A 14,813-nucleotide genomic window follows, 5' to 3' on the forward strand; every position below is an offset into this window, starting at 1 on the left:
TTCCCAACCCCCGGGAGACGCAAGTGACTTCGCACCCGCCCGCAGCCGGACCCCGGCACCACCGGTTCACCAGGCCCGCCCTCGCGGCGGCCGTCGCGGTGGTCCTGGCCGCCACCGTGACCCCCGACGCCGTCGCGCAGACGGCGGTCGACCAAGGCGCACCCGCCGGCTACGACAGCGGCCTCGCGCCGACGCCCTACATGGGCTGGAACACCTACTACGGGCTCGGCGCACCCACCGAGAAGGAGGTGCGCGCCGTCGCCGACAGACTCGTCAGCAGCGGTCTGCGGGACGCCGGCTACGACATCGTCTGGCTGGACGGCGGCTGGCAGGCCGACAACCCCCGGGACGCCCGGGGCCGGTTGACGGCCAACCCGGACCGCTTCCCCTCCGGCATCCCCGCCCTCGTCTCCTACCTGCACGAACGCGGACTACGGGCCGGCATCTACACCGACGCGGGCACCTACGACGGCGGCAGGAGCTGCGGTCTGGGCAGTCGCGGGTACTACGACCAGGACGCACGGCAGTTCGCGAGCTGGAAGATCGACGCCATCAAGGTCGACTTCCTCTGCGGGATCGGCGCGAAACTCGATCCGGGCCCCGCCTACAAGGAGTTCGCCGACGCGGTCGCCAAGTCCGGCCGCAGGATGCTGCTGAACCTCTGCAACCCGCTCACCGACGACTGGGGCCTGCCGCACACCCCCGAGCAGGACGCCCACAACACCTACGTCTACGCTCCGGCCATCGCCGACTCCTGGCGCACCGGCACCGACATCGCCTGGGGCACCCCCAGCCCCGGCGAGTGGCCCGACATCCTGCGCAACATGGACGCCAACGCCTGGCACCCCGAGGCGCAGGGCCCCGGCCACTACAACGACCCCGACTACCTCATCCCCATGCGGAGGATGACCGACGGGACATACGAGCTCACCCAGGAGGAGTCCACCACCCAGTTCGTGATGTGGGCCGAGATGGGCTCGCCGCTGATGCTGGGCTCCGACCCGCGCACGCTGTCCGACGCGATGCTCGGCACGCTCCGCAACCCCGAGATCATCGCCGTCGACCAGGACCCCCTCGGCGTCCAGGGCGTACGGGTGGCGACCGACCCGACCGGCGACGTCTACAGCAAGGTCCTGCACGGGCACGGGCAGCGCGCCGTCGTCCTGCTCAACCGCTCGGACCAACCGGCCGGGCGCACCGTGCAGTTCGCCGACACCGGTCTCGGCGGCCCGGTCCGGGTCCGCGACCTGCGGGCGCGTGCCGACCGGGGTACCCACACCGGGTCGTACACCGTCGAGGTCCCGGCGCACGGCACCGCCTTCCTCAGGCTGACCGGCGCCGACGCCCTGCCGGGGACCGACCTGGGCGTCACGGCCACCGCGAGCCCGGCCGTGACGGGCGACGGCACCACCTTCTTCCGGGGGCCGCACGGCTCGCTCGTCCAGAGCACCGGCGGGCGGACGCGGGACCTAGGCGGTCCCGCGCAGGGGAAGATCCTCGGCCAGCCCGCCGTGTACGCCTCGGCCGGCGGCCGGATCGACGTCTTCGTACGCGGCGCCGACTCGCGGGCCTACCGGCGGGTCCACGCCGACGGCAGGTGGGGCCGATGGCAGTCCCTGGGCGGGGAGTTGACCGACGCACCGTCCGTCGCCTTCACCGATCCCGCCCACTGGACGCTGTTCGCGCGCGGCGCCGACGGCACGGTCGTGCAGCGCGGCCCGGCGACCGGCTGGTCCTCGCTCGGCGAACCCGGGGGCAAGCAGGTCTACGGCCGCCCGTCCGCCGTCGTCGACGCCCAGGGGCGCGTCCACGTCGCCGTACGCAGTGCCGCGGACGACATGTGGACGCGGACCCGGGACACGGCGGGGGAGTGGTCCGACTGGACCTCGCTCGGCGGGACCGTCAGCGGCAGCCCCACGCTGGTCGCCACCGGGGACGCGGTGCTGCTGTACGCGCGGGCCGCCGACTACACCCTCTGGCAGCAGCGGTACGCCGACGGCGCCTGGCAGGGCTGGAGCAAACGGCAGGAGTTCCCGAGCGCCGCGTTCGACGGCGCGCTCGGCGCGGTCGCCGCCCCGGACGGAGCCGTGGACGCGGTCTTCCGCGGAGTCGACGGCCACGTGTACCGGACCCGATTCAACTGAACGAGGAATCCACCATGGCCAACCCCCAGACCAGCAGACGGCGTTTCCTCGCCGGACTCGGTGCCACCGGGACCGCGGCACTGCTCAGCGGCTGCGTCACCTCCACCTCCTCCGGGAAGACCTCCTCGAAGGGCCCGGCGACCCTCCAGTCCAACCTCTCCGCCCCGCAGGCCAAGGCCGCGATGGAGGACCTGGTCGCGGCCTACGGCAAGAAGGGGTCCGGCAGCGCCGGCCTGAACACGGTCGCCGCCGAGACCTTCCGCACCCAGCTGCCGACCTACCTCACCTCCGCCAACCCGCCGGACGTCTACACCTGGTACCCCGGCTCGGTCGCGGACGCCTACGCCAAGAAGAACCTGCTGCTCGACCTCGACGAGGTGTGGAGCTCCTCGCCCGACCTCAAGAAGTACACCAAGGCCCTGAACTCGCTGTGCACCGCGAGCTCCGGCAAGAAGATCTTCGTGCCCAACACCTACTACTGGTGGGGCATGTTCTACCGGAAGTCCAGCTTCGCCAAGTGGGGCGTGACCGCCCCCACCAGCTGGGACGGCTTCCTCGACCTGTGCGACAAGCTCAAGAGCAAGGGCGTCGCCCCGATCGGGCTCGGCGCCGGCGGCAACACCCCCTGGGTGGCGTCGGCCTGGTTCGACTACCTCGACATCCGGATCAACGGCGCCCGGTACCACCGCGAACTCCTCGCCGGGAAGCACCGGTTCGACGACCCCGAGGTGCGCAGGGTCTTCGACCGCTGGCAGGAGGTGCTGCCCTACTTCGACCCGAACGGCACCGCCCTCGCCTTCCAGGACGCCACGACCGCACTGCTCAACGGCAAGACCGGCATGATGCTCATCGGCACCTTCTTCGCCGACTCGGCACCCAAGAGCGCCCTGGACGACATCGACTTCTTCCGGTTCCCCGTCATCGACTCCAAGATCCCGCTCGCCGAAGAGGCCCCGGTCGACGGCTACTTCGCCAGCGCCCGCACCGGCCGCCGCGACCAGGTCTTCGACCTGCTGAAGTACCTCGCCACGGCCGAGGCCCAGGAGATATACATCAAGGGCTCCTCCGGGACCGTCCTGCCCTGCAACCCGGACGCCAAGGACGCCGGCACCGCGCTGGTGAAGAAGGGCCGCGCACACGTCGCGGAGGCCGCCGAGATCACCCAGTTCTTCAACCGGGACTCCAGCGACGCCCTCCAGCCCACCGCCGACACCGCCCTGACCAAGTTCCTCGCCGAGCCCAAGCAGATCGGCGGCATCCTGACCGACTGGCAGCGCGACGCCCAGAAGATCTGGAACGCCTGACGTGGCCGTGCTCACCGCCCCCGACCGGAAGTCCCCGGTCCGCCTGCCCCTCAGCGGCAGGCGGGCCCGGGGCCCCCGGCGCACCCCGCCGCTGGTCCTCGCCTTCGTCCTGGTACCGCTGCTCGCCGAGGCCGTGTGGGTGTTCTGGCCCGCACTCCAGGGCTTCTACCTCGCCCTCACCAAGTGGGACGGCGTCTCCCCGCCGCAGTTCGTCGGCCTGGACAACTTCCGGGAGATGGCCCACGACGACGTCTTCCGCAGCGCGCTCGGCCACACCGTCCTGTGGCTGGTCCTGTTCGGCGGTCTCTCCGCCGTGCTGGGGCTCGCCGCCGCGCTGCTGCTCCAGCAGGAACGGCGCGGGGTCGGCTTCTACCGGGCCGCGCTGTTCCTGCCGGTCGTCTTCTCGCTGGTCGCCACCGCCCTCGTCTGGCAGGCGATCTACCAGCCCGACGGCGTCCTCAACCGGGTGCTGGAAGGCGTGGGCCTCGGCAGTCTCCGGCACGCCTGGCTCGCCGACCAGGACACCGCCCTGTACGCGGTGATCGTGCCCGCGCTGTGGCGCCAGATCGGCTACGTCATGGTCCTGTACCTGGCCGGACTCAAGGGCATCGACCCGGCGCTCTACGAGGCCGCCAAGGTCGACGGCGCGAGCGCCCGGCAGCGCTTCCGCCACGTCACGCTGCCCCAACTCCGCAGCGTCAAGGCGGTCGTGCTGTCCGTCATCGTCATCGACTCGCTGCGCTCCTTCGACGTCGTCTGGTCCCTCACCCGAGGCGGCCCCTACCACTCGTCCGAGCTGCTGAGCACCTACATGTACTCGACCGCCTTCCAGTCCCTGCGCCTCGGCTACGGCTCCGCCCTGGCCGTCGTCATCTTCGTCCTCGCCTTCGGGGTCATCGCCGCCTACCTCGTCCGCGCCTTCCGGGAGGCCGACTGATGTCCGCCAACTCGACGGCGCTGCGCCGCAGACGGGCCGCGACCGCCGGCTTCCACCTGGGCGCGGGGGCGCTGGCCGTCCTGTGGCTGCTGCCCATCGCCCTGGTCGTGGTGACCAGCCTGCGCTCCTTCGACGACATCGCCGCCCACGGCCTCGGCAGTTGGCCGCGCTCCTTCACCCTCGCCAACTTCGGCCAGGCCTGGACCGACGGCGGCCAGCAGCAGGCCCTGATCAACAGCCTGCTAGTCACCGTGCCCTGCGTCCTGGTGACCCTGGCCCTCGCGGCGATGGCCGCGTTCGCCCTCAGCCGCTACGAACTCCCCTTCCGGCGCTCCCTGTTGCTGCTCATGCTCGGCGGCAACCTGCTGCCCCCGCAGATCCTGCTCATCCCGGTCTCCAAGCTCAGCGAGGTGATGGGCGTCTACGACACCCTGCCCGCGCTGATCGGCGTGCAGATCGGCTTCGGCGTCGGCTTCTACGTCTTCGTCCTGCACGGGTTCATGCGGTCGATCCCGGTGGAGATCCAGCAGGCGGCGGTCGTCGACGGGGCCGGGCCCTGGCAGATCTTCTGGCGGATCATCCTCCCGCTGACCCGCCCCGCCCTGGCCGCCCTCAGCGCGCTGTCCTTCACCTGGATCTTCAACGACCTGCTGTGGGCGATCACCGTCCTGCGCAGCGACACCAAGATGCCGATCACCGCCGCCCTCATCGGACTCCAGGGCCAGTACGTGTCGATGTGGAACGTGATCGCGGCCGGATCGGTCATCGCCGCCGCGCCCACGGTCGCCGTGTTCCTGCGCTTCCAGCGGCACTTCGTGGCCGGCCTCAACCTGGGAGCCGTCAAGTGACCTACCCGCGCTGGACCTTGCGCACGGAGCACACCGGCTACACCGTCCGGCTCTCCCCGGACGGCCCCTGGGCCGAGCTGGACGCCTGGGGCCCGCCGGGGGTCGAGGACGGGCCGTCCGCCCTCGACTGGTCCCACCGCACCCACTTCGTCACGCCCGCCGACGCGGCTCCGGCCGAGTATCTGCCGTACGGGCTGCGGCCGTTCACGGGGGCCGAACTGGTGGCGGGCGGGGGCCGCGGCGTGTGGTGGGAGTTCGCCGGCGCGGAGGAGACGGAAGGATCACTCCGCCTCGCCTTCGTGGACGAGCTGATCGGCCTGCGCACGGTCCTCTGCTACGAGACCGTCCCCGGCACCGACGTGATCCTCCGCTGGGCCGAGTTCACCGCCACCGCCGAACTCCGCCTGGAGCGGCTCGACTCGGCCGCCGTCACCGTCCCCGTCAGGGGCCCGGCCCGGCTGACGTATCTCTCCGGCCAGTGGTCGCAGGAGTTCCAGCACACCCGGCTCGACCTCGCTAGAGGCACGTTCACCATCGGCAGCACGCAGGGTGCGCCCGGCCACGCGTACGCGCCCTGGCTCGCCGTGCAGGACGGGGACGCCGCCTACGGCGTCGCCCTCGAATGGCCCGGCAACTGGCACATCACGGCGGAGGCCGAGCCGGGCGGTGCGGTACGGATCCGCGCCGGACGGGTACCGCACGAGGGTGCCGTGCACATGGCCGCGGGCGAGACCCTCGCCACTCCCCGCCTCGCCTGCGCCTTCAGCCCGGACGGCCTCGACGGCCTGTCCCGGGTCTGGCACCGCTACGAGCGCCGCCTCGCCGGCGACCGGCTGCACCGCCCCCGCAAGGTGCTCTACAACTCCTGGGAGGCCACCGGCTTCGACGTCGAGGCCGCAGGGCAGCTGGAGCTGGCGAAGGCGGCGGCGGACATCGGGGCCGAGCTGTTCGTCGTGGACGACGGCTGGTTCACCGGCCGCGCCGACGACACCGGCGGCCTCGGCGACTGGTACCCGGACCCGGCGGCGTTCCCGCGGGGCTTCGGCCGGTTCGTCAAGGAAGTCCGCGCGCTCGGCCTGGACTTCGGCCTGTGGGTGGAGCCGGAGGCGGTCAGCCCCGGCAGCCGCCTGTACGCCGAACACCCCGAGTGGGTCTACCGCATCGACGGCCGCCCCGCCCGGCTCGTCCGCAACCAGCTCCTCCTAGACCTGGGCCGGACCGACGTCCAGGACTTCGTCATCGGCACCCTCGACCGGCTGCTCGGCACCTACGGCATCGGCTACCTGAAGTGGGACATGAACCGCCCGCCCACCGAACGCGGCCGTCCCGGCACCGGTCCCGGCGGGACCGCCGGCCCGGCCGACCTGGACGCCGAGCACGTCGCCGGCTACCTGCGGGTCCTCGACCACCTGCGCGCCAACCACCCCGACGTCACGGTGGAGGGCTGCGCCGGCGGCGGCGGACGCGTCGAGCACGCCACCCTCGCCCGCACCGACGTCGTCTGGCCCAGCGACAACACCGCGCCGATGGACCGGCTGCGCGTCCAGCACGGCTTCCTGCACGCCCACGCGCCGCACGTCATGAGCTCCTGGGTCACCGACGCCCCGGGCATCTTCGACCCGCGCCCGCGCAGTCTCGCCTTCCGCTTCGTCAACGCCATGTGCGGGGTCCTCGGGATCGGCGCCGACCTGCGCGCCTGGACCCCGGAGCAGCGGGCCGAGGCCGCCCGGTGGATCGCCCGGTACAAGGAGGTGCGGGACGTGATCCACCACGGCGAGGCCCGGCTGCTCGGCACGCCGGACGACCCCACCTGCGGCGTGCAGTACGACGCCGGTGACCGGACCGTCGTCGCCGCGCTCTCCACCGGCCGCCTCGACGGCGCGCCGCTCATGCCCGGCCGGCCCGACCGGCTCCGGCTGCGCGGCCTCGACCCGGCGGCGCGCTACCGGGACACGGTCACCGGAACGTCGTACGGCGGAGCCCATCTGCTCCACCACGGCCTGCCGTTCGCGTGGAGTGCCGAGCACGATGCCGACCTGGTGGTACTGAGCCGCCTGTAGGCCGCATATGTTTCCAGCAGCTCATCCTCTAAGGAGCCCGATGGACCAGTCCGTTCGACGGTACGGTGCCCGCTTCACCGGCCGTACCGCCGTGGTGACCGGCGCCGCCTCCGGCATCGGCGCCGCCACCGCCGCACGCCTCGCCGGGGAGGGCGCCGCCGTCGTGCTCGCCGACCTCGCCGACGAACGCGGCCAGGCCGTGGTGGACGGCATCGAGAAGGACGGCGGCCGGGCCAGGTACGTGCACGCGGACGTCGCCGCCGAGGACGACTGGGCGCGGATCGTCACCGCCGCCCACGCCTTCGGGCCGGTCGACGTGCTCGTCAGCAACGCCTACGCCGTCGAGGTCGTACCGGCCCACGAACTGCCCCTGCCGTCCTGGGAGCGGCAGCTCGCCGTCAACCTCACCGGCGGCTTCCTCGGCGTCAGGGCGGCCCTGCCCGACCTGCGCGCCCGCCGCGGTGCCGTCGTCCTCACCTCGTCGGTGCACGCCCGCGCGGGCATCCCCGGCCACCCCGCCTACGCCGCGGCCAAGGGCGGCCTGCTCTCCCTGTGCGGGCAGCTGGCCGTCGAGTACGGGCCCGAGGTGCGCGTCAACGCCGTGCTCCCCGGCCCGATCCTGACCGGGGCCTGGGACCGGGTACCGCAGGAGGAACGGGAACGCAGCGTCGCCCAGACGGCCGCCCGCCGCTTCGGCACCCCCGAGGAGGTGGCCGCCGCCATCGCGTTCCTCTGCGCCGACGAGGCCTCCTACGTCACCGGGTCCAGTCTCGTCGTGGACGGCGGCTGGAGCGTCGTGAAGGCCTCCGCATGATGCCCTCTGGAAAGAAAGGCTGTACGACATGACGCCCTACGCCCGCCGCGGTGTGCACGGCCAGACCGTGGAGGCCCTGGCGCGCCGCATCCTGGGCGGCGAGATCCCGGAAGGCGCCACGCTCGACCTGGTGGCGCTGCAGAGCGAACTCGACGTCAGCCTCACCGCCCTGCGCGAGTCCCTCAAGGTGCTCGCCGCCAAGGGCATGGTCGACGCACGGCAGAAGCGCGGCACCTTCGTGCGGGCCCGCGCGGACTGGAACCTGCTCGACGCCGACGTGCTGCGCTGGCAGTTCGAGGGCGGCCGTACGACCGGCGCGGAACGGTCGCTGCTGCGCAACCTCGCCGAGGTCCGCGCCATCATCGAGCCGGCCGCCGTCCGGCTCGCCGCCGAGCGCCGCACCGAGGCCGACCTGCTCTCCCTGGAGATGGCCGTCGCGGCGATGGCGCGGGAGGAGGCCGACCCCGGCCACGCCGTCGACGCCGACCTCGCCTTCCACCGGGCCCTGCTCGCCGCCACCCACAACGAACTGCTCGAACGCATGGAGATGGTGATCGAGTCGGGGCTCGCCCACCGCGACCGGATCGTGCACAGCTCCCCGCACAGCGAGGACCCCGTCCCCGCCCACCGCGCCGTCCTGGACGCCGTACGCGACCGCGACCCGCAGGCGGCCGAGACGGCCATGCGGGCCCTGCTCGACCAGGCGGGCCGCGACCTGGCCCGGCTCGACGGCCCAGAAGACGAGCCGGGTTCCGGCGAGGCGACCGGGACGGGGACCGACGACACGGAAGGCGGCGGCCGGTGAAGATCGAGCGGATAGAGACCTTCCTCGTCCCACCGCGCTGGCTGTTCTGCCGCGTCGAGACCGACGACGGAGTGGTCGGCTGGGGCGAACCCGTCGTCGAGGGGCGTGCCGAGGTCGTCCGCGCGGCCGTCGACGTCCTCGCCGAGTACCTGGTGGGGCAGGACCCGCTGCGCATCCAGGACCACTGGCAGGTGCTCACCAAGGGCGGCTTCTACCGGGGCGGCCCGGTCCTGTCGAGCGCCGTCGCGGGCCTCGACCAGGCCCTGTGGGACATCGCGGGCAAGACCTACGGCGCCCCCGTGCACGCCCTGCTGGGCGGCCCGGTGCGCGACCGGGTCCGGGTCTACGCCTGGGTCGGCGGCGACGAACCCGCCCAGCTGACCGAACAGATCGCCGCCCAGGTGGCGGCGGGCTTCACCGCGGTGAAGATGAACGGCGCCGGGGCCACCTCGCCGCTGGCGACGGCCGCGGAGACGGCGGCCGTCGTCGCCCGGGTGAGCGCCGCCCGCGAAGCCCTCGGCCCGGACCGCGACGTCGCCGTCGACTTCCACGGCCGTTTCACCGCCGCCAGCGCCCGCCGCGTCCTCGCCGAACTCGCCCCGCTGCACCCGCTGTTCGTGGAGGAACCCGTCGTCCCCGAGCAGGGCCACCTGCTGCCCGGCCTGGTCACCTCCAGCCCGGTGCCGCTGGCCACCGGCGAACGCCTGTACTCGCGCGCCGAGTTCCTGCCCGTCCTCGCCGCCGGCATCGCGGTCGCCCAGCCCGACCTGTCGCACGCCGGCGGCATCTCCGAGGTGCACCGCATCGCCTCGCTCGCCGAGACCTACGGCGCCCAGCTCGCCCCGCACTGCCCGCTCGGCCCCATCGCCCTCGCGGCCAGCCTCCAAGTCGCCTTCGCCACCCCGAACTTCCTCATCCAGGAGCAGAGCCGCGGCATCCACTACAACAAGGACGCCGACCTCCTCTCCTACCTCGTCGACCCCGAACCCTTCCGCTTCGTGGACGGGCACGCGCACCGCGGTGACGCCCCCGGGCTCGGCATCACCCTCGACGAGGCGGCCGTCCGCGCGGCCGACCGCGCCGGGCACCGGTGGCGCAACCCGGTGTGGCGGCACGCCGACGGCTCCTTCGCGGAGTGGTGACCGTGCCACCGCCCCTCGACGTCGTGACCGACCTAGCGCACGGCGGCCGGTGGACCTCGCTGCGGCACGGCGACCGCGAATGGCTGTGGCGGCCGGAGAGCCCCGAACGCGACGGCGTCGCACCGGGCGGCGCGTTCGTGGACGCCGGGGGAGTGGAGGAGTGCGTCCCGACCGTGCGCGGCACCCCCGACCACGGGGACGCGTGGTCCCGGCCCTGGACGCGGGAAGGGGACGGTGCCGGGGAGACGGTTCGCTGCGACCGCTTCGTCCTGACCCGCACGCTGTGCGCCACGGACGACGGCGTGGAGGCCGCCTATGTGCTGACGGCCGAGCCCGGTTTCCGCTTCCTCTGGGCCGCGCACGCACTCCTGGACCTCTCCGAGGAGGCCGTCGTGCGGGCCCGGGAGGGGGCGCCCACCCGGCTGTTCCCGGAGGCGGCGCCCCTGCTGGACCGTCCCTGGCCGGACGGCGCCCCCTGGCTGGAGGGTGCCTGGCCGGCCCCCCGGGGGCTGCGGCTCGACCGGTTCGGACCGGACGACGGTACGGCGGTCGGGGCCGTGGTGGAGGGCGGGCGGTGCTGTGTGCACGACGGCGCGGACCGGCTCGCCCTGGCCGTCGAGGCGGAGGGGCAGCCGTGCTCCGTCGCCCTGTGGCGCAACCTCGGCGGCTTCCCCGCCGGCCGGCCCTACCGCAGTACGGGCGTCGAGCCGATGCTCGGCCGCGTCTTCGACCTCGCCGACGCAGGACCGGACGACGCCGCCCGCGTCCCCGCCTCGGGCGAGGTCCGCTGGCGGCTCACCGTGACGGCCGACTGCCGCTGTCCCTGAGACCCAAGGTCCCCAAAACAAGAAAGGAGCCCGCTCGTGGATCTGCGAGCCGCCCTCGCCGCCCGCCGCCTGCTCGCCATCGTGCGCGGCGGCGACCCGGACGCCGCCCTGCGCACCGTGCTGACCCTGGCCGAGGAGGGCATCGAACTGATCGAGGTGTCGCTCAGCGGCACGGACGCGCTCACCGTCCTCACCCGGGCCCGCAAGGAACTCGGCCCCGACCGCCCGCTGGGCGCCGGCACGGTGCTGACCACCGCCGACGCGCACGCCGCCCACCGCGCGGGCGCCACCTTCGCCGTCACCCCCGGCCTCGGCGCCGGTGCCGACACCGCACGGCAGCTCGGCATGCCCGTCCTGGCGGGCGTGCTGACCCCCACCGACGTGATCGCGGCGCAGGCCCGTGGGGCCGCCGCCCTGAAGCTCTTCCCGGCCGCCGAGGCAGGGGGAGCGGCGTATCTGAAGGCGCTGCGCGGGCCGTTCCCCGACGCGGCGTTCGTCCCGGTCGGCGGCGTCGACGTACCGGCCGCGCGGGCCTACCTGGCCGCCGGGGCCACCGCGGTCGGCGTCGGCTCCCCCCTCGTCGGGGACGCGGCGGACGGCGGCAGCCTCACCGCGCTGCGCGACCGGGCCCGCGCGTTCCGGGCCGTCGTACGGGAGGAGGGGCCCGCGTGACGGCTGCCTGGCGTCCGGCCCCGGGACCGGTCGTCTGCCTCGGCGAGACCATGGCCGCCCTCGCCCCCGACCCGCCCCTACCGCCGGCGGACGCCGATCGACTGCGGCTGTCCGTCGCGGGGGCCGAGTCGAACGTGGCCATGTACCTCGCGGACCACGGCGTCCCGGTCCACTGGCTCTCGGCCGTCGGCGACGACCCGCTGGGCCGCCGGGTGCGCGCCGCGGTCGCCGCCGCCGGGGTCGACGTGACGCACGTGCGCACCGACCCGCACCGGCCCACCGGGCTTCTCGTCAAGAACCCGGGACCCGCCGGAACCCGCGTCCACTACTACCGCACCGGGTCGGCGGCCTCGGCCCTCGGCCCCGGCCTGCTCGACGGCGAACCGCTCGGCTCGGCCGCCCTGCTGCACCTCACCGGCATCACCCCCGCCCTCTCCGCGTCCTGCCGCGCCCTGGTGACCCGGGCCCTCGACCGGCCCGCCGCCGAACGGCCGTACGCCGTCAGCTTCGACGTCAACCACCGTGCCGCGCTGTGGCCGCACGGCACCGCGCCGTCGGTGCTGTGCGCCCTGGCCGACCGCGCCGACATCGTCTTCGTGGGCCTCGACGAGGCCCAGGCGCTGTGGGGCGGGAACCTGACCGTCACCGGGCTGCGGGAGCTGCTGCCCGGTCCGCGGATCCTCGTCGTCAAGGACGGCGCCCGCACCGCTACCGCCGTGACCGCGCACGGCACGTGCACGGTGCCCGCGCTGCGGACGGCCGTGGTGGAACCGGTCGGCGCGGGCGACGCCTTCGCGGCGGGCTTCCTGGCCGGGCTGCTGCGCGCGGAGCCGCTGCCCCGCGCCCTCCGGCTCGGCCACCTCACCGCCGTCTCCGCGCTCAAGGTGACGGCGGATCACGGACCCCTGCCCGCGGCGACGGACATCGCCCGGCTGCTCGAACTCCCGGACCGGGACTGGCTGTGGTACGAGGACGGCACGGACACCGGACCGGCGGCCGGGCCCGAACGGCCGCAGGGAGAAGGCTCCGAAGCTGCCCCGAGCCGGCCGAACAGGACGACGGAACAGCCCTGACCGGCGGCACCGAGGCCGGCCCGTCGATCGGTTCGGCGTGCCCGTGCGGACCGCGCGGCACGGCACGAGACGATGCCCGCCCCGCTCCCGCGTTCGTGAAGCCGGCCCACCCGCCGGGTGCGCGGGCATACGGCCACCGGTCGAGAGCGTGTTCGCTCCGTAGTCGCCGACCAAAAAACACGTGGACCGCGCGACCGTCGTCGCGGGACACTTCCCTTTCCTGACCTGCCGATTCCAGGCCGCCGCGGACCAAGCGACGGCCGACTCGGCATGCCGCGCGACGACTACACAGGGTTGAGATGACATCCTCTGTCGATTTACCTGCGACGGGACCGCGCAAGGGCGCCGTACTGCTCGCCCTTCGCCACTACGGACGGGAGCTGGCCCGGCTCAAGTGGCTCACGCTGCCCGGGATGCTGCTGCCGGCGCTCGGCAACATCGGAATCAACTACCTGGCCCCGCTGGTCGTGGCCAAGCTGATCGGCCGGATCGCCGACGGCCACGGTCCGGGCCTCCGCGCCACACTGCCGTACGTCCTCGGCTTCGCCGGTGTCCTGCTGCTGGCGGAGACGCTCTGGCGGATCGGTCTGCACTGCCTGAACCGTCTGGACGCCCTCGGCATCGAGCACCTGTACATCATCGGCATGGACGAACTGTTCGCGAAGGACGCCGCGTTCTTCCATGACAACTTCGCGGGCTCCCTCACCAAGCGGGTGCTGAGCTTCGCCACCCGCTTCGAGGAGTTCGGCGACACACTGACCTTCAACATCGTCGGCAGCTTCGTGCCGCTGGCGTTCGGTTCGGTGGTGCTGTGGCGGTACGAGCCGCTGCTCGTCGTCGCGCTGCTCGCGATGATCGCGGTGACGGCGGTGTGCGTGTTCCCGCTGATCCGCCGCCGTCAGCGGCTCGTCGACCGGCGTGAGGAGGCGATCGCCCGGGTGTCCGGGCACGTCGCCGACAGCCTGATGAACATGGACACCGTCCGGGCGTTCGCCGCCGAGCGGCGGGAGGCCGCCGAACACCGGTCGCGGGTCGCCGAGTCGAGGCGGCGCACCCTGCGCTCCTGGGACTACGGCAACCTGCGCATCGACACCCTCGTCGCGCCGATGTCCGTGGCGACCAACGCGGTGGGCCTGCTGCTCGCGGTGTCGCTGGCGGGCGGCGGACACAGCGTGGAGGCGGTCGTGGTCGCCTTCACCTACTACACCAACGCCACCCGGATCATGTTCGAGTTCAACCAGATCTACCGGCGTATGGAGAGTTCCATGACGGAGGCGGCCCAGTTCACCGAACTGCTCCTCGAACCGCCGACCGTCGTCGACCCCCCGGCCCCGGAGCCGCTCGCGCCGCGGACCGCCGGTGTCCGCTTCGAGAAGGTCTCCTTCACCCACGCGGGCGCCAAACCGCTGTTCGAGGGGCTGGAACTGGACGTGCCCAGCGGGTCGAAGTTCGGCTTCGTCGGCCGGTCGGGCGGCGGCAAGACCACGCTGACCCGGCTGCTGCTGCGGATGACCGACATCGACGCCGGCCGGATCACGATCGGCGGCCAGGACATCAGCCGGCTGCGCCAGGCCGACCTGCGCGGCCAGATCGCCTACGTCCCGCAGGACCCGGCGATGTTCCACCGCACCCTGCGGGACAACATCGCCTTCGCCCGGCCGGACGCCACCGACGCCGAGATCCGGCTGGCGGCCGAGGCCGCGCACGTCACGGAGTTCGCCGACGCGCTGCCGGACGGGTTCGACACGATGGTGGGGGAGCGCGGCGTCAAGCTCTCCGGCGGCCAGCGCCAGCGGGTCGCCCTGGCCCGGGCGATCCTGCGGGACGCCCCGATCCTGCTCCTGGACGAGGCGACCAGCGCGCTGGACTCCGAGAGCGAGATCCTCGTCCAGGAGGCGCTGTGGCGGCTCATGGAGGGGCGCACGGCGCTGGTGGTGGCGCACCGGCTGAGCACGGTCGCCTCCATGGACCGGCTGGTCGTCCTCGACCGCGGGCGGATCGTCGAGCAGGGCACGCACCACGAACTGCTCGCCGCGGAGGGCGCGTACGCCAAGCTGTGGCAGCACCAGTCGGGTGGGTTCCTGGACGAGGGGCCGGCGCGGGCCGAAGTGCATTGAGCGTTCCGCGGGGGTGCGTTGTCGGGTGGCCACGACGGTCCCGCGGTCGCCGAACGGCCTCACTGCCCCC

Annotated in this window: 12 protein-coding genes; all 12 read left to right on the forward strand. The window is 73.4% G+C overall.

The features are described 5' to 3' along the window. Nucleotides 1–23: 23 nt before the first annotated feature. The 12 genes from ACGF5O_RS29605 (at nt 24) to ACGF5O_RS29660 (ending at nt 14,743) form a co-directional block, all read left to right on the forward strand. Complete coding sequence (locus ACGF5O_RS29605; protein ID WP_393812924.1) at nt 24–2,144, forward strand: glycoside hydrolase family 27 protein; 2,121 nt, start codon at nt 24–26, stop codon at nt 2,142–2,144. A 14-nt stretch (nt 2,145–2,158) separates the two neighbouring features. Further along, nucleotides 2,159–3,448: an ABC transporter substrate-binding protein gene (locus tag ACGF5O_RS29610; protein WP_393812925.1), complete on the forward strand. Its 1,290-nt coding sequence runs from the start codon at nt 2,159–2,161 to the stop codon at nt 3,446–3,448. A 1-nt stretch (nt 3,449) separates the two neighbouring features. After that, nucleotides 3,450–4,385 (forward strand): carbohydrate ABC transporter permease, encoded by a 936-nt coding sequence (locus ACGF5O_RS29615; protein WP_393812926.1) that lies wholly within the window; start codon nt 3,450–3,452, stop codon nt 4,383–4,385. Continuing rightward, on the forward strand, nt 4,385–5,233 hold the full coding sequence (locus ACGF5O_RS29620) for a carbohydrate ABC transporter permease (protein ID WP_393812927.1): 849 nt from the start codon (nt 4,385–4,387) through the stop codon (nt 5,231–5,233). Before ACGF5O_RS29615 ends, ACGF5O_RS29620 begins: the two co-directional genes overlap by 1 nt. Continuing rightward, on the forward strand, nt 5,230–7,293 hold the full coding sequence (locus tag ACGF5O_RS29625) for an alpha-galactosidase (RefSeq protein WP_393812928.1): 2,064 nt from the start codon (nt 5,230–5,232) through the stop codon (nt 7,291–7,293). Before ACGF5O_RS29620 ends, ACGF5O_RS29625 begins: the two co-directional genes overlap by 4 nt. A 40-nt stretch (nt 7,294–7,333) precedes the next feature. Continuing rightward, nucleotides 7,334–8,107, forward strand: a complete 774-nt coding sequence (locus tag ACGF5O_RS29630) for an SDR family NAD(P)-dependent oxidoreductase (RefSeq protein WP_393812929.1) — start codon at nt 7,334–7,336, stop codon at nt 8,105–8,107. A 28-nt stretch (nt 8,108–8,135) separates the two neighbouring features. Beyond that, nucleotides 8,136–8,912 (forward strand): FadR/GntR family transcriptional regulator, encoded by a 777-nt coding sequence (locus ACGF5O_RS29635; protein WP_393812930.1) that lies wholly within the window; start codon nt 8,136–8,138, stop codon nt 8,910–8,912. Continuing rightward, a complete protein-coding gene (gene dgoD / locus ACGF5O_RS29640) occupies nt 8,909–10,054 on the forward strand; it encodes a galactonate dehydratase (RefSeq protein ID WP_393812931.1) in 1,146 nt (381 codons plus the stop codon). The genes ACGF5O_RS29635 and dgoD overlap by 4 nt, the downstream gene beginning before the upstream one ends. 2 nt (nt 10,055–10,056) lie before the next feature. Then, complete coding sequence (locus ACGF5O_RS29645) at nt 10,057–10,881, forward strand: hypothetical protein (RefSeq protein ID WP_393812932.1); 825 nt, start codon at nt 10,057–10,059, stop codon at nt 10,879–10,881. 36 nt (nt 10,882–10,917) lie between these two features. Further along, on the forward strand, nt 10,918–11,553 hold the full coding sequence (locus ACGF5O_RS29650) for a bifunctional 4-hydroxy-2-oxoglutarate aldolase/2-dehydro-3-deoxy-phosphogluconate aldolase (protein ID WP_393812933.1): 636 nt from the start codon (nt 10,918–10,920) through the stop codon (nt 11,551–11,553). Then, complete coding sequence (locus ACGF5O_RS29655) at nt 11,550–12,626, forward strand: sugar kinase (RefSeq protein ID WP_393812934.1); 1,077 nt, start codon at nt 11,550–11,552, stop codon at nt 12,624–12,626. Before ACGF5O_RS29650 ends, ACGF5O_RS29655 begins: the two co-directional genes overlap by 4 nt. A gap of 299 nt (nt 12,627–12,925) precedes the next feature. Further along, nucleotides 12,926–14,743 carry an ABC transporter ATP-binding protein gene (locus tag ACGF5O_RS29660; protein ID WP_393812935.1) on the forward strand — a complete coding sequence of 606 codons (1,818 nt, stop codon included), beginning with the start codon at nt 12,926–12,928 and terminating at the stop codon, nt 14,741–14,743. Nucleotides 14,744–14,813 lie beyond the last annotated feature (70 nt).

The sequence above is a fragment of the Streptomyces sp. NPDC048291 genome, from assembly GCF_043201715.1.
Taxonomy (GTDB): Bacteria; Actinomycetota; Actinomycetes; order Streptomycetales; family Streptomycetaceae; genus Streptomyces.

What these genes read in the sequence shown, in the direction of transcription:
- ACGF5O_RS29610 (WP_393812925.1), top strand. Translation starts at nt 2,159, where the DNA reads ATGGCCAACCCCCAGACCAGCAGACGGCGTTTCCTCGCCGGACTCGGT.
- ACGF5O_RS29620 (WP_393812927.1), top strand. Translation starts at nt 4,385, where the DNA reads ATGTCCGCCAACTCGACGGCGCTGCGCCGCAGACGGGCCGCGACCGCC.
- ACGF5O_RS29630 (WP_393812929.1), top strand. Translation starts at nt 7,334, where the DNA reads ATGGACCAGTCCGTTCGACGGTACGGTGCCCGCTTCACCGGCCGTACC.
- ACGF5O_RS29635 (WP_393812930.1), top strand. Translation starts at nt 8,136, where the DNA reads ATGACGCCCTACGCCCGCCGCGGTGTGCACGGCCAGACCGTGGAGGCC.
- ACGF5O_RS29660 (WP_393812935.1), top strand. Translation starts at nt 12,926, where the DNA reads ATGACATCCTCTGTCGATTTACCTGCGACGGGACCGCGCAAGGGCGCC.